Annotated in this window: 29 protein-coding genes; 10 read left to right on the top strand and 19 right to left on the bottom strand. The window is 39.8% G+C overall.

The features are described from left to right. Window positions 1-40 precede the first annotated feature (40 nt). Window positions 41-607: a Crp/Fnr family transcriptional regulator gene (locus ACYVBM_RS10445; RefSeq protein ID WP_460685596.1), complete on the bottom strand. Its 567-nt coding sequence runs from the start codon at window positions 605-607 to the stop codon at window positions 41-43. A 206-nt stretch (window positions 608-813) separates the two neighbouring features. On the opposite strand from ACYVBM_RS10445, the gene ACYVBM_RS10450 reads away from it, so the two are divergent. The 4 genes from ACYVBM_RS10450 to ACYVBM_RS10465 all read left to right on the top strand — a co-directional run bounded on the left by ACYVBM_RS10450 (window position 814) and on the right by ACYVBM_RS10465 (window position 2,343). Further along, window positions 814-1,125 carry a helix-turn-helix domain-containing protein gene (locus ACYVBM_RS10450; protein WP_460685597.1) on the top strand — a complete coding sequence of 104 codons (312 nt, stop codon included), beginning with the start codon at window positions 814-816 and terminating at the stop codon, window positions 1,123-1,125. After that, window positions 1,106-1,399, top strand: coding sequence for a helix-turn-helix domain-containing protein (locus ACYVBM_RS10455; RefSeq protein ID WP_460685598.1), 294 nt, complete (start codon window positions 1,106-1,108; stop codon window positions 1,397-1,399). Before ACYVBM_RS10450 ends, ACYVBM_RS10455 begins: the two co-directional genes overlap by 20 nt. A gap of 276 nt (window positions 1,400-1,675) precedes the next feature. Next, window positions 1,676-1,891, top strand: coding sequence for a hypothetical protein (locus tag ACYVBM_RS10460; RefSeq protein ID WP_460685599.1), 216 nt, complete (start codon window positions 1,676-1,678; stop codon window positions 1,889-1,891). A gap of 11 nt (window positions 1,892-1,902) precedes the next feature. Next, the gene (locus tag ACYVBM_RS10465; protein ID WP_460685600.1) at window positions 1,903-2,343 is read left to right on the top strand and encodes a response regulator; all 441 of its coding nucleotides are present in this window, start codon (window positions 1,903-1,905) and stop codon (window positions 2,341-2,343) included. Between the two features lie 604 nt (window positions 2,344-2,947). Here ACYVBM_RS10465 and ACYVBM_RS10470 read toward each other — a convergent pair. The 14 genes from ACYVBM_RS10470 to ACYVBM_RS10535 all read right to left on the bottom strand — a co-directional run bounded on the left by ACYVBM_RS10470 (window position 2,948) and on the right by ACYVBM_RS10535 (window position 14,589). Beyond that, entirely contained in the window at window positions 2,948-3,352 is a 405-nt protein-coding gene (locus ACYVBM_RS10470) for a hypothetical protein (RefSeq protein ID WP_460685601.1), read from the bottom strand. A 131-nt stretch (window positions 3,353-3,483) separates the two neighbouring features. Further along, window positions 3,484-3,906: a DUF3788 family protein gene (locus ACYVBM_RS10475; RefSeq protein WP_460685602.1), complete on the bottom strand. Its 423-nt coding sequence runs from the start codon at window positions 3,904-3,906 to the stop codon at window positions 3,484-3,486. 377 nt (window positions 3,907-4,283) lie between these two features. Then, complete coding sequence (locus ACYVBM_RS10480; RefSeq protein ID WP_460685603.1) at window positions 4,284-5,090, bottom strand: PRTRC system ThiF family protein; 807 nt, start codon at window positions 5,088-5,090, stop codon at window positions 4,284-4,286. Further along, complete coding sequence (locus ACYVBM_RS10485; protein ID WP_460685604.1) at window positions 5,090-5,812, bottom strand: PRTRC system protein B; 723 nt, start codon at window positions 5,810-5,812, stop codon at window positions 5,090-5,092. The genes ACYVBM_RS10480 and ACYVBM_RS10485 overlap by 1 nt, the downstream gene beginning before the upstream one ends. Beyond that, the gene (locus tag ACYVBM_RS10490; protein ID WP_460685605.1) at window positions 5,812-6,978 is read right to left on the bottom strand and encodes a hypothetical protein; all 1,167 of its coding nucleotides are present in this window, start codon (window positions 6,976-6,978) and stop codon (window positions 5,812-5,814) included. The genes ACYVBM_RS10485 and ACYVBM_RS10490 overlap by 1 nt, the downstream gene beginning before the upstream one ends. Window positions 6,979-6,995: 17 nt before the next feature. Further along, window positions 6,996-7,214 carry a PRTRC system protein C gene (locus tag ACYVBM_RS10495; RefSeq protein ID WP_460685606.1) on the bottom strand — a complete coding sequence of 73 codons (219 nt, stop codon included), beginning with the start codon at window positions 7,212-7,214 and terminating at the stop codon, window positions 6,996-6,998. An 18-nt stretch (window positions 7,215-7,232) separates the two neighbouring features. Further along, window positions 7,233-7,850 carry a PRTRC system protein E gene (locus ACYVBM_RS10500; RefSeq protein ID WP_460685607.1) on the bottom strand — a complete coding sequence of 206 codons (618 nt, stop codon included), beginning with the start codon at window positions 7,848-7,850 and terminating at the stop codon, window positions 7,233-7,235. A 226-nt stretch (window positions 7,851-8,076) separates the two neighbouring features. Further along, window positions 8,077-8,268, bottom strand: coding sequence for a hypothetical protein (locus ACYVBM_RS10505; RefSeq protein WP_460685608.1), 192 nt, complete (start codon window positions 8,266-8,268; stop codon window positions 8,077-8,079). Window positions 8,269-8,320: 52 nt separating this feature from the next. Beyond that, a complete protein-coding gene (locus ACYVBM_RS10510; RefSeq protein WP_254306830.1) occupies window positions 8,321-9,394 on the bottom strand; it encodes a DUF932 domain-containing protein in 1,074 nt (357 codons plus the stop codon). A 42-nt stretch (window positions 9,395-9,436) separates the two neighbouring features. Further along, complete coding sequence (locus tag ACYVBM_RS10515; protein ID WP_460685609.1) at window positions 9,437-9,829, bottom strand: single-stranded DNA-binding protein; 393 nt, start codon at window positions 9,827-9,829, stop codon at window positions 9,437-9,439. A 649-nt stretch (window positions 9,830-10,478) separates the two neighbouring features. Beyond that, entirely contained in the window at window positions 10,479-11,732 is a 1,254-nt protein-coding gene (locus ACYVBM_RS10520) for a site-specific integrase (protein WP_460685610.1), read from the bottom strand. 302 nt (window positions 11,733-12,034) lie between these two features. Beyond that, window positions 12,035-12,319: a helix-turn-helix domain-containing protein gene (locus tag ACYVBM_RS10525; RefSeq protein WP_460685611.1), complete on the bottom strand. Its 285-nt coding sequence runs from the start codon at window positions 12,317-12,319 to the stop codon at window positions 12,035-12,037. Window positions 12,320-12,822: 503 nt separating this feature from the next. Continuing rightward, window positions 12,823-14,028 carry a tyrosine-type recombinase/integrase gene (locus tag ACYVBM_RS10530; protein WP_460685612.1) on the bottom strand — a complete coding sequence of 402 codons (1,206 nt, stop codon included), beginning with the start codon at window positions 14,026-14,028 and terminating at the stop codon, window positions 12,823-12,825. Between the two features lie 387 nt (window positions 14,029-14,415). Continuing rightward, window positions 14,416-14,589: a helix-turn-helix domain-containing protein gene (locus ACYVBM_RS10535; RefSeq protein WP_460685613.1), complete on the bottom strand. Its 174-nt coding sequence runs from the start codon at window positions 14,587-14,589 to the stop codon at window positions 14,416-14,418. A 490-nt stretch (window positions 14,590-15,079) separates the two neighbouring features. Between ACYVBM_RS10535 and ACYVBM_RS10540 the strand changes: the two genes are divergently transcribed. From ACYVBM_RS10540 to ACYVBM_RS10555, 4 genes are all read left to right on the top strand, one after another. After that, complete coding sequence (locus ACYVBM_RS10540; protein ID WP_460685614.1) at window positions 15,080-15,676, top strand: TetR/AcrR family transcriptional regulator; 597 nt, start codon at window positions 15,080-15,082, stop codon at window positions 15,674-15,676. A 101-nt stretch (window positions 15,677-15,777) separates the two neighbouring features. Further along, a complete protein-coding gene (locus ACYVBM_RS10545; protein WP_460685615.1) occupies window positions 15,778-16,812 on the top strand; it encodes an efflux RND transporter periplasmic adaptor subunit in 1,035 nt (344 codons plus the stop codon). Then, window positions 16,812-19,880 carry an efflux RND transporter permease subunit gene (locus ACYVBM_RS10550; protein WP_460685616.1) on the top strand — a complete coding sequence of 1,023 codons (3,069 nt, stop codon included), beginning with the start codon at window positions 16,812-16,814 and terminating at the stop codon, window positions 19,878-19,880. Before ACYVBM_RS10545 ends, ACYVBM_RS10550 begins: the two co-directional genes overlap by 1 nt. A 1-nt stretch (window position 19,881) precedes the next feature. Next, window positions 19,882-21,228 carry a TolC family protein gene (locus ACYVBM_RS10555; RefSeq protein ID WP_460685617.1) on the top strand — a complete coding sequence of 449 codons (1,347 nt, stop codon included), beginning with the start codon at window positions 19,882-19,884 and terminating at the stop codon, window positions 21,226-21,228. Between the two features lie 478 nt (window positions 21,229-21,706). Here ACYVBM_RS10555 and ACYVBM_RS10560 read toward each other — a convergent pair whose 3' ends face one another. Genes ACYVBM_RS10560 through ACYVBM_RS10570 form a run of 3 tightly spaced genes read right to left on the bottom strand, consistent with a single transcriptional unit; the run spans window position 21,707 to window position 23,170 of the window. Continuing rightward, entirely contained in the window at window positions 21,707-21,946 is a 240-nt protein-coding gene (locus tag ACYVBM_RS10560; protein WP_460685618.1) for a hypothetical protein, read from the bottom strand. Then, the gene (locus tag ACYVBM_RS10565; RefSeq protein WP_460685619.1) at window positions 21,943-22,329 is read right to left on the bottom strand and encodes a DoxX family protein; all 387 of its coding nucleotides are present in this window, start codon (window positions 22,327-22,329) and stop codon (window positions 21,943-21,945) included. The genes ACYVBM_RS10560 and ACYVBM_RS10565 overlap by 4 nt, the downstream gene beginning before the upstream one ends. Window positions 22,330-22,342: 13 nt before the next feature. After that, window positions 22,343-23,170, bottom strand: a complete 828-nt coding sequence (locus ACYVBM_RS10570; protein WP_460685620.1) for an SDR family NAD(P)-dependent oxidoreductase — start codon at window positions 23,168-23,170, stop codon at window positions 22,343-22,345. 90 nt (window positions 23,171-23,260) lie between these two features. Here ACYVBM_RS10570 and ACYVBM_RS10575 point away from each other — a divergent pair, with 90 nt between their 5' ends. Continuing rightward, window positions 23,261-23,617, top strand: coding sequence for a winged helix-turn-helix transcriptional regulator (locus ACYVBM_RS10575; protein WP_460685621.1), 357 nt, complete (start codon window positions 23,261-23,263; stop codon window positions 23,615-23,617). Between the two features lie 9 nt (window positions 23,618-23,626). Here the strand turns inward: ACYVBM_RS10575 and ACYVBM_RS10580 are convergent, their stop codons facing one another. Then, on the bottom strand, window positions 23,627-24,175 hold the full coding sequence (locus tag ACYVBM_RS10580) for an NAD(P)H-dependent oxidoreductase (protein WP_460685622.1): 549 nt from the start codon (window positions 24,173-24,175) through the stop codon (window positions 23,627-23,629). A 102-nt stretch (window positions 24,176-24,277) separates the two neighbouring features. Between ACYVBM_RS10580 and ACYVBM_RS10585 the strand changes: the two genes are divergently transcribed. Beyond that, window positions 24,278-24,631, top strand: coding sequence for a winged helix-turn-helix transcriptional regulator (locus ACYVBM_RS10585; RefSeq protein ID WP_460685623.1), 354 nt, complete (start codon window positions 24,278-24,280; stop codon window positions 24,629-24,631). The last annotated feature ends 1 nt before the right edge of the window (window position 24,632 follow it).

Raw genomic sequence — 24,632 nt, forward strand, 5'->3', positions numbered from 1 at the left:
ATTAGACAGTGGCATCATTTACCAAATGGTAAAAAGTGCATCAGCGGATGTTTTTCCGTATTCTGCTAAGAGATTGTTGTGTTACCCCTAAATAGGAGGCGATGTATGATAATGGAACACGGTTGGTCAATGAAGGATAATTTTCCAAAAATTCAAGATATCTTGTGGTAGCGTCCTGCGAAATTACGGGGCCTTTTCTTGACTTTTGATACATGCACAGCTGCACCATTTTATTTTTAATATTGTCCCAACCCACGATAATATGGGATAGTTCTTCCCAATTCTTTTTTGAAAATACAATAAGGCTACAATCAGTAACGGCTTGCAAGTACTCGGAAGATGAAACATTCGCCTCGAAGTTGACATAATCACATACGAGGCTGTTTTCGCTGATGAAGCAACGGGTAATTTCTTCGCCTTTATTATTGTAATAACAGCCACGAATAACTCCTTCTATTATAAACCCAACCTGCTTTGGAATTTTCCCTGCCTCAGAAAAATAATCCTCCTTTTTTAATTGCAGGATTTGTCCCTTACTTATTACAAGGTCAATTTGCTGCTGGTTGAGATTTCCAAATTGCAGAATATATTCAATCAGTTCTTCCATAGGTGCAAGTTAAAAATAATATCCTTTGGCATATTTACCATTTGGTAAAAAATGAAATGTGACAGCTAATTATTGATCTATTAAAACCATCAAATAACTGCTCTTGTCCAGCCAAATACTGCCTCTCAAAGCCAACGGGTGCAACCTTTGGCAACCCTGCAAAAAGCCTTTATAAATTCGACTTTCACAGAAAAATAATGCAAACTATGGAAGTTATTGCAGTACAAAAATCCGCATTAGACGGAATGAAGAATGATATAAAGGGGCTTTTGGAGCTGACCGAAAATGCTACTCAAAAATATACCTCGATTTTCAAAGAAGAGCAATGGCTCGACAACCAGGAAGTGTGCCTAATCATGAAAATTACCAAACGGACTTTACAAACCTACAAGGACAAGGGCTTACTGCCTTACTCCAAACTGAACCGCAAAAATTATTACAAACTCTCGGATGTACAGGCTTTACTCGATGCCGGACAGCCGTACAATACAAATGACAATGGATTTATTGACGAATGAAGCCGAAGAAATCATAGCCCATCAGGAAATGATAACACGGTTAAGATACCGTATTGAAGAAATACTGAAGAACTACCGTCCTGTAATGAACGGAGAAATCTACTTGTCGGGCGAAGATGTGTGCGGATTGCTGCATATCAGCAAACGGACTTTACAGCAATATCGTGACGATAATATTCTGCCTTACATACAGATAGGAGGCAAGATTATCTATAAGGAAACGGATCTACTCGAAATACTGGAGCAGAACTACATTTCCAATAAAACAGGCTGACTGTAACCTTTTTTACTCCTGTATGCTTTCACATAGGAACGAGTTTAGTATCTTTGTATTTGAAAATATAGAAAATACTTAAAGTGTTTTTGCTTTAGGTCTTGGTACTAAAAACTGGTAATTTTTGTAACCCCGAGACAATAAGTAAGAACGCTCACGTTATGGCGTGGGCGCTCGCTTATTCGGGGTTTGGGCGTACCAGTGCCTTAGTATCGGTAAGTGTGGTTGCCTACGCCTCTTTTTTTGTTCGTAGGCTCCGCTAATAAAACGGATATTATGAACACTGTAAACAACACCTACCCCGCCTTAGAATTTCCAGCTTCCGAATTGTCGGCTTTTGGGTTCATTTCCAACTTTTTTTCTATTTCTCTGAAAAACGGAACCATCATCCATTCTGCACCCGATGATATGCAGTCTTTTTACAACTGGCTTATATCACACGGTGTAAGGAATATTGGAGCTAATTATATGGAAAGTAAAAAGGATAAATAACAAAATATATTATGAAACAGGACAACAAAATAACCACAGCATTTATCAGTGATAAAAGCCCGATTATAGATGTAATCTGCAACGACCTTGTTGCTTCGGGAACTGATATTTTATTCCGTTCAGAGAATATTGAGGACGGATTATCGCAATTGTCAGCATTGCAGGAACTTCCCAATGTTTGTATTATTGACCTTGATTTTTACGACAGGAATGTGCTGGCACAGCTTCGGGAATTAAAGTCGAAATATTCAAATATCAAACTGATTGCCCATAGTGATATTGATACAGATGAAACGGTAAAAACTCTTTTGGGAGTTGGTTTTGAAAGTTATCTGCTTATCGGTAGTGATGCGGACGATTTTAAAAGAGCAATAGAAACGGTTTCCAATGGAAAAAGGTATTTTAGTGTGGGTGTAGCAAATATTGCTCAAAGATATTTTAGCAATAAATAATGAGACTAAAATTTATCTGGTTTCATACGGATTAATAACCTAACTCATTTTTAAAGCATTGTACATCTTCAAATATCCTACCAATGTTCTTTTTCTATGACCTTTGCAGTGTTAAGTTCAATACACACAAGTCCACAAATAATTGCTATTTCCACTAAAAAGTATATTATTCCTATGACAGTAAGTCGTGGATAATAAATTATCAAAATTCCTATCGTGAAAATGCAGTAAAGTAAATTGGCTATACTAATACCCCTTATGAACGCAGTCCAATGTGCTTTTAAGAAAAGAAAACATCCAGCTGAATAAACACAAAAGCATATAGCAATTGCCGAGAGCAAAGTCAATATTTCTTTGGATAATCCAAAGTATTCATTAAAGTTTCTTAATACTGCAAACAATAGAAACGCCGTAAGCAGGGCTCCAAAACTATCTATAATGAAAAGCAATTTAGGTTTACGTGCTAAATGGTTTGAAATATCCGATGTTATTCTAATCACTTTGGAATGTAATTTAGTTTTATGACAGCTGCCTGGTATTAGGAGGCTGTTGGTAGTTTAACGTTGGTAATTACTGTTAGTATAAATTATTTTTTAAATTTCACTTATAAATTATTGCGGGTCGGCTTTTTATCTTTTCTTAAAACCTTCCAAATCAATATTGTAAAAGTCAAAGTTAATAGAGCAAAAAATTTCTCAAAATTTGTTTCTGCTATAATATTCCCAATAGTATTCAAGCCAAAAAGTATCACAAAAAACCATAATATTAAGTTGACTATTTTCAATGGTATGACTTCTTTAACATACTCACCCTTGATTAATAAAACTAAAAATAGGAAGAGGTTGATTAACATAGAAATCATTTCGAAAACATACATTTCAGCATCATTTTTCAACCTTCCTCCCCAAGTGACCTCGTACGGAATTATTTTTAGAATGAAACTCAAATGAAAAAGCATTACAGCAATTAATAAAGAAAGTATTATTTTAATTTCGATTCTAGTATTCATTATTTTGCTTCTGAGTATAACAACAAATTTACATAATTAAAACTGCCTTAAACGATTGTCAAGGTATAAAACAAAGACAACCAAGCAGCGTTCTTTTGCTTCTTTGGTCGCTTATGTGGAAAGAAAAGAAGTTATAAGGACTTCTTATAGCCAATAATTTGAATGAAGTTCTGTAATGCTTTTTCGTCTTTTATATCCAAAATTAATGGTATCAGTTTCCCAACGGGTGTAGTACTGCTAAATGTAGTTTTTAGTTCTTCGTTTAAATCCATAGACAATACACCCTGACGAGTTTTTGCTGAGAAATAGAAGCTTGCTTTTATGAAATCATCCCAAACAGAAATCCAGACTACAGTTTTGCTTTTGTAAATAGCTTTTCCTAACCAAGCTTTCCCATCATTATAATATCTCCATTGAAAATCAATATCCATTAAGATAAAGGTTTTGCCAACATTTTGGATGATTTCAAAAATATCTTTATTAAGGATACGCTTTAATAAAACCTCATCAGGTTTTTGTTCCGGGTCTTTAAGAAGTTGTATTGCTTCACTCATTTCTGTTTGCTTGCTACTATTTGTTATAATATCCAAAATTATCTATGGTAAAATTCAGACTAATGTTATCTGTAAATTTACTGAAATAAAAAATGCCTTCAACAATCATCAAGATAAAAGCTAACGCTAACTAAGCGACGTTCTTTTGCTTCTTTCTTTGGTCGCTGTGTGAAAAGAAAAGAAGTCAATTCCAAAAACAACAAATGGGATAACGAATATCCCACGCAAATACTATCGCAACCTGTTTGGTAAAATGTAGAGGAAAAGGAATTGCGTGAATGGGTGCATTTTAGGAAAGTGGTTGCACCGTTTTAAATGCGAAAGGACAGTTCCGACCAACGGAAGGAAGTGTCTTTTCGCCGCCCGATTTTCGGGCTTTACGCAACCTTTATCGGTTGCGTTCGGTAGTCTTTCAGATTGTGGAAAAACCCTCTGTTTTCCGTCATTCCATAGCGAAACAAGTCCCAAAGTATGGAACAACCCATTTGAGCCAATGAGCCATTGATAAACAAATCCTGTTTTTGCAATGCTTCGGCAAGTGAGCAACTTGGCGTGTCGTCCTGTTCTTCGGACTGCTTCAGCAAGTCGCCAAATTCTTCGGTAACAAATGGCAGGCTTGCCACTGTTTCATATTTTTCGGAATTAGGCTGTTTTATCTCTCCGATGGTAGATAGCAATACTTGCCCTGTGTGTTGGCTATTGCCAAAATCCAACCAATATTTTGGGGTATCTCGGCAATTTCTGCGGTTGCCCAATACATTCAGAATTTCAGCAACACCAAACCTTGCCTGTACATTATCTACGCAAGTAATGGTAATGGTTGCCTGTGCTTCTTCGGGTATCTGTCCGAAATTATCCTTTTCAAATTTTCGGTTCTCGGCTTTCCAATTCGTGCCGATACAACGGTTTACACGGTTGATTAAAGCAACAGATTTGTACAATCCTGTTTCGCTTTCAAAAAAACGCTGTCTGCCTAAATTGGCAGTCGTGATAATATCATCATCCCATAACCTTACGGACAATCCTGCGTGTCCCAAAGCCGTCAAACTTTCGTTTATTTCTAACAAAGCGGTCAGCACTTTTGAGCCTGTGCCACCTGCACCGATAAGGTTTACCGTAATCGGGTTGGTTGGGTTTAACAGATAGTTATCTGTGAAATGTATTTTTGTTTTCTCGTTATTCATCACAATAGATTTTTAAGGGTTTTACTGTTCTTTTTTAATGCTTCTTTCGGAAAGGGTTTGTTTGTATTAACAAGGTCTTTCCAAAGGGTTACGATGTTCTTTTTGGTCAGATTACTGCACAATGAATGACTGAAATAGGAATTGAAAAAATAATGCTCCCAAGCCTGTATAAATTCTTCAACCGAAGCCGAATTTTTAATGTCAATGCTTACCGTTCCCATACATACGTTACCTTTTTCGTAGATGTTGAAAAATGGGGCGTAATGCAAAGGTGTTTTCTCGCTGGGTCTTCTGTCGTTTGCCAAAGCAAATACAGTCAGACTGCTTTTACTCGCTAACCAAAGCATTGCAGGTACTTGTGCTATTCCGTTGGGAATGTCCAAACCGTCCACAAAATACAGTTGCCTTTGCTGTGCTTTGGTGTACCATAGCACAGTGCCTTTATCAAGGCTCGGATTGATATGCAGAACATTGGTAGGCAAAATTCCTTTTGACTTTAAAAAGGCGGTGTTCTTTTCTTCATCGGTCTGTAAACACTTTGCCAAAACATTTGCTTCTTTTACGGTCAATGGGTGGGCATTGATAGGGTTGCCGTCCTTATCCATATCGAAATGCTCTACATAGGTTTCTTTCTCCGTGCTGTTGGTTTCGTAAAAAACCAATGCTGATTTAGGAAAATAAAGCGTTCCGAAATTTGCTGTTATGTCGGTTGCATTGTTCATTATTCTGTGATTTTATAGTTATTCAATAGGTATGAAAGGTCGTCCAATAGTTCAAACAGTCGGTTCTCAAAATCAAGGTTTCCAACCGATATTTTACTTCCGTCAAAGACTTTGTTAATGGTCGGTTCTTCCATTACTCCGTACTCGTTAAACTCGTTGTTGATACTGTCTTTAACGCTTTCATACAACCAACCTTTGGTGTCTGCGATAAAAGAAATATACTTTTCCATTCCGATAACTTCGTTTTCGCAATCATCGTTATAGGGGTCTTGTTCGGGCATTGGTGCGTTTCGGAAAATACTTGCTGTCGGGTATTCCGTGTAAAGAGCAAAGGCATTACAAGCCACGTTCCAACATTCTTTGTCGAACGTATCACGGCTTTTAAAACGGCTTAAACGCTGTTCAAATATCGTTAGATTGATACGGTTGTATAACTTCTGCTCAATCCTGTCGCCTACGGTTTCCGCTTTTCTCAATGCACTTTTATAACTTTCGGTATCTTCTGTTTCATCGTCATATTCTACCCAATCTTTGTGCGTTTCATACAGCCAATACAAATAGCTGTCTTCCTGTCTGTAATACGGTATTTGGGCAATATGGTACAGATAACTGCAAACCGAAGTCAGTAAATGTGCGGTGTGCTTCCGCTGTTTGTCGTGCAACATTTCAAAGAGTGGAACAATGGGAATGTAAAACAGCGTTGTACCTGTGTCGTATCTTTCCTCACTCGTTAAAAAGGTTTTCTTACTGTCCTGTATCAATTTAAAACCGTCCCAATTTCTAAGGCTTCGTTTCATTTGGGTATCCATATCCCACATAGCCAATGCCATATTGTAGGGATAGCCGTAATCCTGTCGGGTTGGTATTGGCTCAATGCTGTAATGCTCGGCAAGTTTGGAAAGGGATTGATAAAAATCCCTTTCCGATTTCTTACAAGCCTGTACAGATTTTGCGGTTTTCAGTTTAGGCAGAAACGTACATTTTAAAAAACCATTGGTAGCATTGCTATCGGTACGGATTTCCGTTTGTCTTTCTGTACTTGGTCTGCGTCTTTTGGTCTTTGCATCCATTGTGCGAACTCGCCCAACTGTCGGTGCAACTTCTGTTGCCTTTGCTGTTCGGGTATATTGATTGTTCCCGATATTTTGTTGCGTTGCATAGTTCATTGCTTTACGGTTTTAAATTATCCTTTTGTTCCCATTACGCTTTCAAATCTGTACTCGACTGCATCGTCCTTAATCTTCGGTGCTGATACCTTTGCAGTTGTCAAAATCGGGTACATATTGGCGTAAAAATTCATTACAGCTTCCACGCTCCAACGTGGTTCGGGGTCGGTCAGTCTTATATCCTGTCCTTTATCTTTGAGTATAAAAACTCGTTGTAATTGCGTTGCTAATAACATAATGTTTCGTTTTAATGGTTAATACTCTGTTTCTTCCTCGTCTTCGCCTGTTTCATCAATGGGATAATCGGCAGTAACTTCCGCTACCTGTGGCGGTTTGGGTGTCGCTTCTTCCATTGCACCGAAAAGGCTCGGTGTCGCAAACTTGTCCGACAATGATGTTTTGCGTTTGCGTATCTCGTCCGCTTTTTCGGGAAACTCGGTTATATCGGGAACTTTAATCCACGCTTCACGGAACTTACCCTCTTTTTCGAGTTCGTCCACTTTTGCCATACCATCTTTAAACTTCTTGTCTTTGGCTTCTTTTTCCTTTTTGGCTTTCTCGGCTTTCTCTTTCTCCATTGCCGATTGCTTTTTGACTTCTTCCATTTGTTTTAGGAATTTTTCCATATCCACCATTACGCCCGAAACGGTTTTGATAGGTGCTTTTATCTGCTCAAAAAATCCCTCGTCAAACTCTTGGGGCGTGGCATTAAATGTCAATGGGGGAATGCCATTTTTTGCACTATCTCCGCATTGCTCATTGTTGAGAATAACCGATACGATAAGGTTATTCTCTGCTCCCTTAGAAATGTTCAGTTGCAATACTCCTGTAAAATCCAACTGCTGTATCTGATTGAAAAAACTTGTGTTCATCGTTCTAAAATTTTAATTGTTGTTACTTGTTTTTTGATTGCTGTCAGTTTCTCGGATATATCCGTCCAATAGGCTTTTTGCCGTTTGTCGAACTCGGAGAAACTTTTGTCCTCGTGGTTATATCCGGTATTCCGCTTAGCTATTTTGATAGCCTCTTTAAGGTCAGTGATTTCAATTTCACAACCGTTTAAGTCTGTTATATACATTGCTGTTAAGATTTTGATTTTTATGCCGTGTAAACTCCATTTACATAGTAGCCGAATGACTTTTCCCAAAGGCGTATTAAGCCGTCAGTATCTATATAGAAATGCTCTGTACGATTGCAGTAAATAATGAATATGCTCTCGTCCTTGTGCTTCTTTTCAAGGCTCTTGGCTCTCGCCAGACTTTTTGCTTCCTCTATTGTTGTCGCTTTCATAATTTTTGTTTTTAGTAGGCTACCACCGATTAAGGCGGTAGCCTGTGGTTACTTAATTAAGGTTTAGGATTTCCGCACCGTCCAAAGCAAAGGCGGTACACAATTCAAATGCTTTTTGCGATTTGAGTTGGGCAGTTCCACCCAATACAATACTCTGCAACTTGGCTTCATCGTCTTTGTAGTTCCTTACATTCTGATAGTAGCCTGTAACCGCATTGTAAGCACCGAACAATGTGCCTTTGGTCGTGTCCATTTTCTGCGTGTCGCTTATCATCGCATAGGTAAAAGCGTTATCAACCACGTTTTTAAATACGGTGGAAATTTCATCTTCCGCACCTTTTTTGATAAGGTCAAGCGTTTCCTTGTTCGGGCAAAGTGCCAATTGGATTAACTTTCTAACCTCACGGTCTGTTACTTTGACTTTCGTCCACTCGTTGAAAATGCCCTCTAATTGGTTGCTCAAAGTGTTGGCAAGCCCCATAATCTTGTGGGCGTTCTCAATACGCTGTTTTGCACCCGAAGTGTGCTTGATACGGACTACATTGGTCATATTCCGCAATGAAGCGTTTAAGGTGTTTTGGCAAACGATACGGATAGGCGTAAACGCTGCCGTAATACTTCCGCTACCATCGTGCGAAGTGGTAAGGAAAATGTATTTTTCCGTTACATCATCTCCATTACCTACACGGATATAGTCGGGCAATTTTGCTGTGATAAAAATGCGTTCTCCGTTGCCCAATGCCCCTGCGGTTTCGTATAGAATACCCTCGCCACCGCCTACGATAGCATCAAAGAAATTAAAGGCTTCACGATTTTGTACGATATGGTAATCTTTACCCACCACGCCCAATACTGTATTGTTATCGGTGCGTATGTTGGCGAAATAGTTAGGTACTTCCAATTCACTACTGCCTATTTCTATACCGTTGGCTGTTTCGATAATGCCCGAACCTTTGGTAAACAGTGGGGATTTCACGACCTCGTAATCTAACCCTGCGTGTTTGATTGCTTCCTCGCTTGTCGGGTATTGCTCTACGATTTGCCCCAAACCGTGCCACGCTTTTTGCTGTACTGAAAAGAAACTGTGCTTTCCTGTTTTCTCGTTAAAATTGATATTATGTGCCATTTTGATAAAATTTTGATGTTAAAAATTGATTGAATTGTTGTTTTAGAATGGTAGGTCGTCCTCTGTTCCCTCTGCTGTAAATCCGTTGCTTTCAGATTGTGCAGTAGCCTGTACGGTTTCGGCTCTGTTGCCACCTCCGTGCAGTTTGATTTGTGAAGTATGGAAATTCAGACCTGCCCTTGCTTCTCCGTCCTTGTTTACCCACGCTCTCGGACTTACACGCCCTGTGAGTTCTACCAAAGTGCCTTTTGTCAGTAGCCTTGCCACGTTTGCACTTATCCAATAGGCACAATCGAAGTAGGTGGTTTGCTCTACTCGTTCGCCCTGCTTGTTCCGATAGCTGTCGTTTACCGCTACTGAAAAGTTTACTACCTGTTTTTCGTTCGACAATGTGCGTACTTCCGCATTTCTTGTCAGTCTTCCTGTGATGTTCATCTTCTTTGATTTTTAGTTATTGATTTCGATTTGATTTTTTTTGATTTATTCGGCAATGAGAGGAGGTGCTGTTTCGTTTCATTACCATTTTCAATGCTTTTAATCTTCGTATCTGACATTTTTTTTATTCGTCTAAAGAGCCGGAGTATGCTATGTTTCGTTTCACGAGCATAAAAGGTTCGTGTTTAGCCGACACAAGGTTTTGGAAAACAAATACTACCCAAGGGGTGGAGATTTTTTTCCAAACTTGCGTGACCTTTTGGCGGCGTTAAGAACACGGAAATACCTTTGCTCTTGAAATGGGACAAAAAAGCATACGGCACTTTGGATAAAAACTATTGTGGAAGCCTAAGAAGATGGCATTGGAAAACGGTTCGTAGTGATTTGAAATAACACTTCCAATTAGCTGAATTGATAAATATTTTTTTACCGTGTGGCTTTGAGAGCCACCTTACCAGGGATTTTAAAAATGATGTAAATGGTAGTAGCGTAGGTAGGGAATTTTTCAAATGGCTGTTTCAGAAGTAGCCGAAAAGCTCTTTTACAGTGAGGGAATAGGAAAGTGGTAAATGTGCTTTGGCTATCAAAAAGTTTGGGCAAAAAAAACAGAGCTGTCAAGCTCTGTTCTATTAAGTTGTGTTGGATTTAATTAAATAGCTACCGTTAAAAATGCTTCTTCCATTGCCTTGAATTTCGGTGTTACCAAATCCATATCCTTGCTGATTTTCTGGCTGGTAATTTTTGCATAAATTTGTGTAGTGGAAATGTTTTTATGCCCCATCATTTTGCTTAAACTTTCAAGTGGTACACCCTCGTTCAAGAACATTGTTCCAAAAGTATGTCTTGCCGTATGAAAGGTTACTTTTTGTTCTGTAATAATTTCTGCTTTTCCAATCAATTTACCTACGTGAGTATTGCAGGTCGCATTGGTCGGAACCGGAAAGATAAATTCATTACGGGTTGCACCCTGATACTTTTCAATGATGCGTTTCGGGATTTCCATTAACCGAACATTGGAAGCAACATCTGATTTCTTTCTCCTGCTGATAATCCACTGATGACCGTCAAAGAAAGATTGAATATTGTTCCTTGTCAGTTTTTTAATATCCGCATAAGCAAGCCCGGTGAAACAACTGAAAATAAACAGGTCTTTTACAAGTTCGTACCGTGGGTGTGACGGCATACACATCATCAATTTTTCTACGTCTTCTTTTAGAATATAACCCCTGTCGGTTTCTTCCATACTAATTTCGTAATCCTGAAACGGATTATCACGTATCAAGCCTTTCTTAATAGCTAACTCCACCAGACTTAATACAGGCATTGTGTAAACCCAAACCGTATTATGTGCACACTGTAAATCGTACCGGAGGTAAAAATCAAACTCACGGATAAAATCGGCAGTCAATTCTCGAAAAGCCATATCATCACGATGATAGCGTTCTTTTATAAACGTGCTAAGATGGTTGTAAACTGTGATGTACTTATTATAGGTGCTTCCAGACCGTTCTTCTTTTTCGACCAATTTTTTAAAATCTTCATTTTGGTCGTTGAAGACTTTCAATATGGCATCATCCATTACACCCACACCCAAAAACGAAAGTTTTACTTTCTGTGCGGTTGCAAAGCCCTCGTGCTTCAGCATATCTTCGTATATCTTGTCGATACGCCCACGTATGTTGTCAAGTTTTTTGTTAATGCTCAAAGCTGTGGCACTCTTGCCCTCAACTCTTCCATATTTTAAATCCCAATTGTTAGGGTCAATTTCTAACTTTGTTCCCAAAGTTTTAGCTGTTCCATCAATGGTAATACGTGCCATAATCGGGGCGTTACCATTCTTTTTCAGTTCGTTCTTTTTCAAATAGAAAAGCAGTTTGAACGTCGATTTTTTTGTCTGCTCCATAACTCAAATGTTTAATGTTTAAAATTAAATTACATTGAGTTACAAGGGAATATAAAAAAGGGTGCAAAACACTGAAATATAATCAGTTAAGATATACTATTACCTTTGTCAATCGGTAACGAATTAGTAACCTAACCTTGTCGTTTTAAGCCCAAAACCTATCAGACACCGAGTTCCAAACCAAGACTACTATTTTATAAAGCATTGTATAGCAACGGTTCTAACCGTTTTGCTTATTTTTGCTTTTTACTAATCTTTTTTTCATAAAAATTTCAATAAGTATTAATGAATATTCTTTCTTCTTACGCACTTTTTTTCCTGTGCATCGTTATAACCCCTGATTTTTGCGTTGATATATCATATCGCTTAAAATATTGCTCAATGTGCGATCTTGTATAACGTATTGTATTATTGTTTTGGCAAAAACCAATTTGCCCTTCATCCCTCAAGGATTGAAGTGTCCTCTTCGATATTCGTAGAATCTTGCATACTTCCTCCGATGTATATGTTTGGAGCTCGTGATTTTCCAGCTTTGCCAGCCTTGCTATAATTGCATCCAATTGAATTTTTATATCATTTATTTCCATATTCCATTTTTAAATTTTAAAAAATAAAAATCCACTCCAATTAAAATGAACTAACGTGTAGTTTCCTTAATAGAAATGGTAATCCCGCTCAATCCGTTTCCGGTTTAAGCATTCATTCTCTTTGAAAAGTACTTCACATCCTAATACTCTTCTTCCCGCAAAAATTAATTAAATGCAGCCCTACTGAAAAGGCCCAAGATGGAGACATGCCCGATTCAAGCATATTTAGAAGCAAATATTCATTTGCGAATCGTTCAGTATTCGAACTATATTTCTTTCAACCCGTTTACCTTTTAAAAGCTTGGAAGGCATATAAACGGTTAGTTTCGCCAAGCATCTATATTTTAGTTTACGAATAAAGCAGAGTTTTTACCGCTTTTTCGATGTTTGTTTTATTTTTACATATTCATTTTCATTTGTTCTTAATATTTAAATTTTAAAAAGGTAACCCCTATGATTACCAATTTTTTAAATCCATTTTTTCTTATCAAATATTATACCAATTAATCAAAAACTGACATAGCTTTATCTAATTCGCTGCTTACAATTTTTGCATATATCTGCGTTACAGCCAAATTCTGATGCCCTAACAATCTTCCCACCTTATCAATTGCTATCCCTTTTGTTAAAGCTCTAGTAGCAAATGAATGCCTACTGACATGAAACGATAACGGCTTTTCTATTTCTGCCTTTTTCGCAATACTTTTTAGTTTTTTATTAATATAAGCTGTAGCCCTGCTAATAGCCCCGTCTACTGCTACAGGATTGCTAATATCTAAATTTCTGTCTAATACTGGAAAAATATAGTCGTTGGGCGTTACATTGGGGTGTTGATAGTTACTTAAAATTTCAACTGCTTTTGCCGGAAGTTTTATTGAAAGTTGTGTTTTAGTTTTTCTGGATGTGGTGTGCAAATAAGTCCCGTCATAATCTTTCCATCTTAGCATCAGAACATCTGAAACTCTTAATCCCGCAGCGTAACATGCAAACACAAACATATCCCTGTGCAAAGAAATTTTTGAACCATCATTTAATTTTAGTTTTTCAATCGCTAATACCTCCTCATCGGTCAGGTAGCTTCTGGTAGTTTTTTCCGTTTTTAGTTTATAAATACGGAAAGGGATATCCTTATGCTCAATCAATTCCTCCCGGTACGCATCATTGAATATTTTACGGATATACTTCATATCCTTGTGAATGGTATTCGTTTTATTTCCTAAGCCCCTAAGATATACCTCATATTTTTCTAAAAATGGAGGAGTTATATCCGTAAGTGCCAGTGTCTGGTTTTTATTATACTCTTTAAGCTTTTTAATTATAGCTTTATTTTTATCATAAGTGCCAATTTTTCCAGCCGTATAATTTTTTACGTTTATATTAGTAGCATATTCAAAAAAATCCACTGGCGGCTTCCCAAATATTTCATGCTTCAACCCTTTGGCAGTTGGAATTTTTTGCTGAGTTTCTGCTTCTAACAACTGTGCATGTAGTTCTGTCATTTTTGCGCTTAGTAAGGCGTTTAAGCGGCCTGAATTTTTATGATTGGTTTTGACCCTTTTGTTTTTTATATCCCACTCCGATTCCTTAATATATTGCCCTGAAGATATGTAGCTCGACTTTCTATTTTTAGTGATTCTAAAGTGGATAGGGGCTAACCCCTGATTGTTTAATTTGTCTTTTCGTAATGTTAATTTAATAGAACTTGCCATAATTTTTACATGGGATTTATCACACATCGTACCAGTAAATGGGGACAACAACGGGGACAACATTTCCGTTATTCATTTACTTTTTGATGCACTCGATTACTTTTTAATAATTTGTTAATTTCTCTAAATGAATGCTTTAGAGTGTAATCAAATGCTTCCCTATGCTATTTTGTCAGTTCAATCCGGGTCACAAACAGAAGCCTTACATTGCTGATTATTAATCAGTTGTGTAAGGTTTTTTTTATTGAGGTAAAACATTTGCAAAACATTGCCTGAAATAGCCATAATTACCTGATTTCTTTAGCTAAGATAATAAAATGAAGTTTGGTTTAGTTTGTTTGGAAATATAATTAGGCTCAGCTATATGAGGTTCGTAGTTGGTTGGGATTAAGGCAATAAATCTTTTGGCGTAACGCCTAACGCTTCTGCAACCCTGAAAAGGTATGATACAGTAAAATTAACCTGGCCTGTTTCCATTCTTGCCAATTGAGAATAATCCATACCACTGGTATTAGCCAGTGTTTCTATCGAAATCTTCTTTGATTGTCTGATCTCCCTCATTTTATTTCCAATCAGCAGCTTACCTGGAGAGCTACGTTGCCATCCAAAGACTTAGAAGTGATGCTAATATCAATATCGATTTGCACATAAGCGTTGATATAATGGAAGTAAAAGTAGCCCCACTGCTGTTTCTGCCATTTGTTAAAAATGCCTTTAAATACGTTTCCCACGATGATGACAAGCTGAATTTTGTACGAATATCCCTTGTTCAGAAAGACAATGTCAGGAGAAGACTTGACCTCCTATACCAGGGGAAATATAATATTTTCTTAAACAATGAGAATGAAAAATGGCATGTTGTGCTAAATGTTTCAATATGAGGGAATGTAAAGTATCACATAATTTTTAACGGCAACCCTCTATCAATAATCAGTAAAAAACCAGTAGGGGCAGCTTATTAATGTGTTAGAATTTTTTCTCCCAAATTTGCACAATTTGAAAATTCACTGTACTTTTGTCGAACAAAATACGAAATTAGTCTATTTGTATTATGGAAAAAGACGAAATAGTTGAACAAAACATCATAGATGCAGCTAAGGTTTTGATGCAAAAATATGGTCTGAACAAGACCACAATGGAGGATATTGCCAAACAAGCAGGAAAAGGTAAAAGCACTCTCTATTATTATTTCAAAAGCAAAGAAGAAATTTTTGATGCGGTGATCAACCTGGAAATGGATGAGCTGTTTCACTCCGTAAAAAAAGCGGTGAACGACCAGAAAAACGCTTCAGATATGCTGAAATCCTATATTGTGACCAAGATCAAAGTACTCCGAAGTAAGATAAACCTTTATCGTTTCGCCATTGAAACAGATCTCCAGACTACAAAGATCAACGAGCTTTTCTCAAAACTGAGAAGCAGGTATGACGGAGAGGAAAAAAACTTAATAGCGTCTATCCTGAACTTCGGAGTGGAAAATGATACATTCAAAGCAGATATCAAAGTTGAAATTGAGGTATTAAGCGAACTTTTGGTAACCTGTGTCCGTGGTGTGGAGCTGGAAATCGTAACACAGGGTAAACACAAAACACTGGAAAATAAAGCCGAAATGCTGGTTCATATGCTTACTCAGGGAATAGGAAAATAATACAAATTTATAAGATGCTTTCCAGAGCATTTTTTTTGAAATAAAAATAGACCAAAAAACGAAAATGGTCTATTCGTGTCATGAATAAATTAAATTGAAAAATGAAACCAGGAAGTTATTATTTAGCTATGGCAGGTCTGATCGTACTTGCCGGATGTTCACAAAAAAAAAGTACTGAATCTGTCAGCACTGATAAGGCGGTCAATGTTCAGGCAGAGCAGGCCGCTATCTACAGCGGCAACATTACTTCCCGCTATTCGGGCGTAGTGGAAGCTCAAAAAACTACGGTGCTCAGCTTCGCAGGAATGGGGACGGTCACGGAGGTTTTGGTGGAAGAAGGGCAGTCCGTTTCCAAAGGCCAATTGTTAGGGCGTATCAATGCAACCACCGCTCAAAACAGTCACCAGATGGCTTTAGCGAGTTTACAGCAGGCCGAAGATGCGTACCACCGGATGAAACCCATGAAGGAGAACGGCACGCTTCCCGAAATCAAATGGGTGGAAGTGGAAACCGGTGTAGCTCAAGCGAAAGCCGTCGTAGCTATTGCACAGAAAAGTATTGCCGACTGTAACCTGTATGCTCCGGTAAGCGGAACAATCGGCAAAAAATACATTCAGCCCGGAATGAATGTAATACCCGGCTCTCCTGCCATTGATCTGCTCAATATTCAATCAGTATATGTAAAAATACCCGTATCGGAGAATGAGGTCAACAACTTCCGTAAAGGAGCTTTCGCACAAATCTATTTTGCTGCCATTGACCAGACGGTAACCGGTACAGTAAAAGAAATCGGTGTTTCGGCAGATATGCTTTCGCATACTTATCCTGTAAAAATTGAAGTACAGAATAGCGAAAAAAGCCTTAAACCAGGCATGATCTGTTCCGTAAATACGGAAACCAATAATAACCGTACCGGCATCCTGGTCTCCAACAGAGCATTACAGGAAGACGTGAACAGGCAGCAATTTGTGTATACCATCAAGGATAACAAAGCGGTGAAAACGCCTGTACAGACCGTTGCATTGATCGGAAATAAAGTTTTGGTTCAAGGAGACATCCGGGATGGAGTGCCAATCATCATTTCCGGTCAACAGAAACTGAATGATCAGTCACTCGTTAACATCATCAATAACTAATGGAAAAGAAGAATTTCAATATCATAGAGCTGGCTATGAAGCACAAGCAGATAGTCCTTATCATCACTTCTATATTGGTATTGTTCGGTGTGTTTTCGCTGATGGTCATGCCCAGGAATGAATTTCCGGAGTTCACCATCCGCCAGGGGCTGATCATCGGGGTCTATCCAGGTGCCACATCGGAGCAGGTAGAAGAACAATTAGCCACCAAAGTGGAAAGTTTCCTGTATGGATTTGAAGAGGTTAACCGTGAAAAGACCTATTCCATTTCCAAAGAAGGAACGCTCATTGTATTCGTGGAAGTCAATGCCAATGTCAAAGACCCCAATGCGTTTTGGGACAAAATAAAATTCGGCTTGAATGAGGTCAAGCTACAGGTACCGCCGCAGGTGCTGGCTCTGATGGCCAACAATGACTTCGGAAATACTTCTGCCATATTATTATCTGTACAATCCGATAGCAAAACGTACAAAGAGTTAGATCGGGAATTAAAGACTATCGAAACCGAATTACGCAAAATTGAAGAGGTTTCAAAAGTGAAGAATTACGGACTGGTGGGCGAGCAGATCACCATTTACCCGGACAATGACAAGCTGGCCCAATATGGCGTAAAACCCATGAGCATACTGGCCGCCGCACAGTTGGAAGGAGCGGTTTATTATGGCGGCGTACTCGATAATGGCGAACAGATCACACCCATACATATTCCGGCTACCTATAATTCCGAAGCGGATATCAAAAACCAGATCGTCTATATCGACCCTCTGGGCAATGTGATCCGGGTGAAAGATGTGGCAAGGGTGGTCAGGGAATATCCCAAACCCGATTCGTACATTAAAAACAACGGAGCCAACAGCCTGCTGATTTCACTGGAAATGCAGCCGGGCAATAACATCGTTGATTTCGGGAAAAAAGTGGATGCGTCGCTGGAAATATTGAAAGGAAAAATCTCTCCCGATATTCAGGTAGATAAAATTGCAGATATGCCGGCAGCGGTAGACCATTCCATTACCCACTTCCTGAAAGAATTTGCGATTGCAATTTTTGCTGTAATTATCGTTACCATGCTTTTGCTCCCCTTCCGTGTAGCAGCCGTTGCAGGAGCTACGATTCCGATCTCGATATTTATTACCATTGGCGTGCTGTATGTTTTGGGTGTGGAATTGCACACCGTATCACTTGCCGGACTGATCGTGGTGTTGGGTATGGTGGTAGATAATGCCATTGTAGTGCTGGACGGACACGTAGAGAAATTAGACCACGACGAAAACCCCTGGGATGCAGCCTGGAAAAGTGCTAAAGAATTGTTTGTACCGGTATTCTCGGCTACCATGGCCATTATAGCCACTTATGTACCGATGGTATTCTTCCTGGACGGAATGGTGGGTGACTTTGTAGGTTCACTGCCTGTTACTATTGGGGTAGCCCTTATCGCTTCTTTGCTGATAGCCTGTCTTTTGGTTCCTTATATGAGCTATGTGTTTATCAAAAAGGGCATTAAAAAGGAGGATGAAAAACCCGGCAAAAAGTCGCTGCTTGACAGGGTACAGGAATTTTACGACCGCACATTGGAATGGGCGTTTAAGTTTCCCAAAACTACCATTGCACTGGGGTTGGCTTCTGTCGTATTAGGAGGTGTTATGCTGGCAACAGTGCCCCGTCAGTTGTTTCCGAAAGTAGAACGCAACCAGTTTGCGGTGGAAATATACCTTCCCGAAGGAGCTACGCTGGAACAGACGGCATGGGTATCGGATAGCCTGGAAACCATGCTGATGGCAGACAATCGGGTAGTCAATGTAGCTGCTTTTGTAGGCACGAGCTCACCCCGCTTTCACACTACGTATGCCCCTAATTTCCCGTCAAAGAATTATGCCCAATTGGTAGTCAATACGCATACGTCAGATGATGCACTGGCCATACTGGATGAATACGAAGCGAAGTACAGCGGTATTTTTCCGAATGCGTATGTCAGGATGAAGCAACTGGACCTGCTATCCACCTCCGCACCGATTGAAGTAAGGCTCAGTGGCGACAATAAGGATTCGCTGAAAGCAGCTGCACAGAAAGTAAAAACCGTGATGCAGCAAAATGAGCACATCATCTGGGCAAGAACCGATTACCTGAACCCGCGGCAAGGTGTACAGGTGCAGGTAAATGACGAGGTGGCCAACCGTCTGGGCCTGACCAAAGGCATTGTAGCCACATCGCTGGCCGCAGGTATTTCGGGTATGCCTATCGGTACGATCTGGGAAGGCGACTATCCGGTGTCCGTCAAGCTGATGAATGAGCCGGATAAACGGAATGACTTTGACGATATTGCCAATCAGAATGTAACCTCACCGATGGCAGGAAGCTCCGTACCAGTAAGACAGGTGGCTGAGCTGGATAATGACTGGAGCGAAGGGCAGATTATACGGAGAAACGGAACACGAACCATCACAGTCCGTGCCGATGTGAAACGTGGCGTATTGCCTTACAAGGTGTCAGGCGAAGTGAAAGAGGAAATCAAAAAACTGGACCTGGGCAATAACGTGGAGCTGAAGTACGGAGGGGAAGAAGAAAGCGAAGTGGAAAATTACATTCCCTTAGCTAAAGCCCTGTTTGCAGGTGTTATGCTTATTTTCTTCATCATCCTTTTCCAGTTCAAAAATCCAAAACTGGTATTCCTGGTAATGATGACCATGCCATTGAGCTTATTAGGAGCCGCTATCGGGCTGGTTGTTACGGGCTATCCTTTCGGGCTTACCTCCTTCCTTGGTATAATGAGCCTGATGGGTATCGTGGTGCGGAACGGTATCATCCTGATCGATTATGCGGAGGAACTACGAACCCGGCATGGAATGCCCCTTGCCGATGTCGCTATAGCCGCAGGCAAACGCCGGATGCGTCCGATCTTCCTAACTTCATTTGCTGCGGCAATCGGTGTGGTGCCGATGATCGCCAGCGGCTCTACCCTTTGGGGACCGTTGGGTTCGGTCGTATGTTTCGGGCTGCTGGTGTCCATGATACTCACTTTATATATGCTGCCGGTCATGTACCGCCAGATGTTCATTAAAAAATATGCTTAAAATGAAAAAAATAATGATACTGGTAGCGGTTACCTCGCTTTCGGTAACCGCTACCAGCCAGACTACCCTTACATTACAGCAGAGTAGAGAACTGGCTTTGAAGAACAATATCGGTATTAAAAACAGTACTGCAGAAATTGAGGTGGCAAGGGAAATTAAAAAGAATGCCTACACCAACTATTTCCCGAAAGTAAGTGCCAATGTCTTCGGGATGCAGGCCATCAACCCCCTTATAGAATACAAGATGGAAGGCGGTAACCTGCCGGTTTACGATGGCAATCCGGCCAATCTGGCTACCGCAACAGAGTTTGCTTATTTTCCGGGAGTGGAGCTGAACATGCTTCAGCGTATGGCCGTAGGTATTCTCAATATTGCCCAGCCTGTTTATACCGGGGGCAGGTTAAATACAGGCAATCAACTGGCTCAGCTCAACGTGGATGTTAAGGAAGAACAACGGGAACTATCGGAAAAAGAGGTGCTGCTCAAAACCGAACAGCAATACTGGCAGCTTATATCCGTGCAGGAGAAAGAAAAAACGCTGGCAAAATATGAGCTGCTGCTCAATGATGTACGTAAGCAGGTGGACGACGCTTTTAGAGCAGGCCTGATTATCAAAAACGATGTGCTGAAAGTGCAGATCAAACAAAGCGAGCTGGAAGCCAACAAAAACAAGCTGATGAACGGTAAAAAACTGGTTACCATGCAGTTCTGTCAGACAATAGGCGTTCCCTATGATCCGGCATTAAGGGTACAGGATGTAATTAATGTGAAGCAATCACCCGATCAGTATTATACGGACAACCAGTCGGCATTAAGCAACCGTACCGAGTACAGATTATTGGAAAAATCGGTAGAAGCCGCGCGCTTACAGACCAAGATGAAACAAGGAGAGTACATGCCAGCCATAGCGGTAGGCTTGGCCGGTTATCACCTGAATATGTTGGAAAAGGGAGCCAACAGCTATACCAACGGGTTGGCTTATGTTTCGGTTTCCATTCCTATATCCGACTTGTGGGCAGGCAGGCACAGCCTGCGGGAACACAAAATAAAAGAAACGGTAGCAGCCAATACTTTTGAAGATACCAAAGGCTTGCTTATCCTTCAAATGGAAAAAGCCTGGACTGACGTCAACGAAGCGTGGAAAAATATAGTTATCCTGAAAGAAACAGCCGTACAGGCAGAAGAAAACCTGAAGGTAAACCAGACAGGTTATAACAGCGGTGTGGTTATCTTATCCGATCTGCTGGAAGCTCAGGCATTGGTGAAGGAAACAGAAGATAAGCTTATTGAAGCCCAGACACAATACAAACTGGCTGTGACTACCTATTTGCAGGTAACGGGAAGATAATTCTGGTTTTTCGATAAGATAAAACCGATTGCTTTACTTTCGAGGCAATCGGTTTTACATGGCTTTTATTAATTTTAAAAACTGATTGTCGGTAATTACAAAGTCAACACCATTTTCCCCAAGATAACCCAAGCCAGTAAGTTACAAGCTAAAAACATTATCCCAACCATTAATAAGGTACCGTTTGCCATCCAGAATTGAGAACAGAAACGCCATAGCTACAAAAGGCCCTGTCCAGGAAAAGGTATCCGGAACAAAGCTTAAAGGCTCCAAAGCTCTTAAAGGGACAGAATCACGGCAACACCGGTCTGCTGTAAACTTAGATTTTTCATTCTGCTAAAGGATTGTATTACGGTAATCCGTTGTCCGGTGTAACTTCCAGAGGAAAGGTGGGTAAGTATTTCATTATTCAGGCATTCCAAACATAATAATATAAATGTTACAAAAGCACATGGGCAGCTATTGGGGGCATGTAGGCTTATGAGCTGATAAAGAACAGCGTAACCTTTTGTCCTTTGCTTATTTCGTCAATCGCTATTATACCTGTTTTCTTTAAAAGGAAGATAACAAGCACCGCAATCACAAGCCTGTCAATCAGTACCGTAAAAGGCGAAGCATATTTTAGCCCTGTTTTCAGCACTACGTACGAAAATCCGATGATGACTGCACTTGTGAGCAACGATGCTACGGCTGTTATTTTTGTCCGTTCGGTTTTCATTCAATTGTTTTAAGATTAACCGATACCCGTTTATCCAAACACAATAAAATGAAAGAGAGAAAACAGAAAATCAGCGAACTGTAAAAGCGTTCATACTCCTGGTGTGCCATGTGTGTTGTAAATGCTCCAATGGCAAAAGGGAACAAAAGCAATACGCCCAATGTTCTGAATTGTGATTTGTATAATCCTGCCAAAACTATCAATACGCCTGCGGTTTCGGCAATACCGATGGCTATTGTCCAAGTTTTGTCAAAGCCCAATGACTGCATACTTTGCATCATTCCGGAATGTTGTATGACTTTTTTTATTGCTGATGGTGCGATGATATACAAATACCCTGCGTAACATAACCAATAGGCAATCGTCTTAAAAGAAAAATTCATAGTCTGTTTTTAATTATTGATAATCCACGCTCAATGCCGTGCTTTCCGTTAATGCTATGCAGTTTTGCAGGTCGGCGATTTTAGCTTTCATTGTTTCGATTGTTCCCGAAGTAAGCGGGAGCCGGAAGCCGATTGTACCTGTGTTTACGGCATTGATAATAAGCTCTGCTCCTTTGATGGGGTTGCCGGGCTGTTTACCATTAAGGTTTTTAGTATTTGTCCTGATATCCCCTAATTTTTCGGTATAAACAGGCAATTCATTTTTAGCGTATCTGACAGATGCTCCGAAGAAGTCCGTCCGCAACGCTCCGGGTTCAACGAGCAATACCTTTATACCGAACGGCTCAACCTCCAGCCTCAACGCCTCGCTCATTCCCTCTATGGCAAACTTGCCCGAAGCATAAATACCGTTGCCAATTCCTGCCATAATGCCTAACCGGGAGGATATTTGCACAATCGTTCCCTTGCGTTTCGCTCTCATAGAGGGCAGTACGGATTGGCAAAGTTTCCAAACAGCAATCACATTTACATTGAACTGATTGATTACTTCGCTTTCTTCAAATTCTTCAATCATTCCGAATGCCCCGAAACCTGCGTTGTTCACCAACACATCAATCCGCCCGTATTGCCGAACGATTGCTTCAATGAACGTTGTTATCTCATTGGTTTGGGATAAATCGATGAGATGAGCCTTTGCATCTATACTGTTTTCAAACGCTTCTTTGTCTTCCTCTTTGCGTACAGTTCCAACAACTATATCGCCTTTACCAACGACCTGTTTGGCGATTTCCCTGCCCAAACCTTTGGACACGCCTGTAATAAGCCATACTTTTTGTTCCATATCTATTTTGTTTTTGCTACCGGACAAAATTATTTTATACCTTTACAGCAAACAAGTACCTACAAAATTGTATGTACCACCAATAGTGTTATGAGAAAGAAAAACTCAACCAACTTTTTGAACGAAACAGACCTGGTAAAAAACTGCGGTATGTTCTACACATTATCCGTTATCGGTGGCAGGTGGAAAGTGGGTATCTTAGCTTCGTTGCTGGACAATGAAGTTTTGCGGTATTCGGAGATAAAAAACAAACTTCCTAACATCACGGAACGAATGCTGATAAAGCAACTCAAAGAACTGCAAGATGATGGGCTTATTGTCCGTAAAGATTACCAGGAAATTCCTCCAAAAGTGGAATACAGTATCAGCAAGAAGGGAAAAACCCTTGAAGATGTGTTGGCAATATTGCGACATTGGGGAAAGAAGTACAGGAATGGACAACCTTGATATAAGCGATTATAACATAGCCTGCTTTATAGCCTTGTCCAGGAAATCCATATACAACGGTACGCTTCTTTCTATCCATTCCTTTTCGCTGTTCAACTCAATCCCATAATAGGCAAAGAACCCTCTGTAATCAGCTTTTACATATTCAAAGGTCAGTTCAAAAGGTCGGGTCAGTTCAGCCATAGTGTATTTGTATTTTCCCGTTGTGTTATACTCGTGTTCATCTATTCCGACAGAGATCGCCAAAGCGATTTTCTTTCCCGAAACCTTATAACCGCTTTTGCTTCCATACGCCCACCCATAGGTAAGCACATCATCCAGCCATTTCTTTAAGAATGGCGGGCAGTTGAACCAATAAAAAGGAAACTGAAATACAATTTTATCGTATCGTTCTATCAGTTTCTGTTCTGCTAACACATCAATTTGTTCATCGGGATAGATCTTGTGCAAGTGGTGAACATCATATTTATCAGGATGCTTGTTTAATTCTTCAATCCACCTTTTATTAATTACCGAACGCTCTATATCGGGATGGATAACTATTATTAACGTTTTCATATATCGTTGTTCAAACTAAAAATTATTGTACAAAAATAGTTGACAAAACATTAAATTTGCATGTTAGCAAATAATTGTATGGTACTATAAAAAATGTAAGTAATGGCAAAAATCAAAGAGACATCTACCAACTATGCAAACAAGCAGGCTTTAGCCAATGATTGTTTGGAAGTGTATGCTTCCAACATTATCGGCGGGCAATGGTCATTAGCCATCTGCTGTTACCTGATAAACGGAAAGCACCGATTTGGAGAACTGAAAAAATGTTTACCCAACATCACCGAGCGAATGTTAACTTTGCAACTCCGAAAACTGGAAGAAAACAACATCGTAAAACGGACGGTATTTGCCGAGGTTCCCCCTCGTGTTGAATACGAACTGACACCGATTGGATATGACCTGAAACCAATTATCAAAGAACTGGAAAAGTGGGGTAAAAAGCATAGAGCACTTTAAT

The organism is Niabella aquatica (assembly GCF_054779315.1).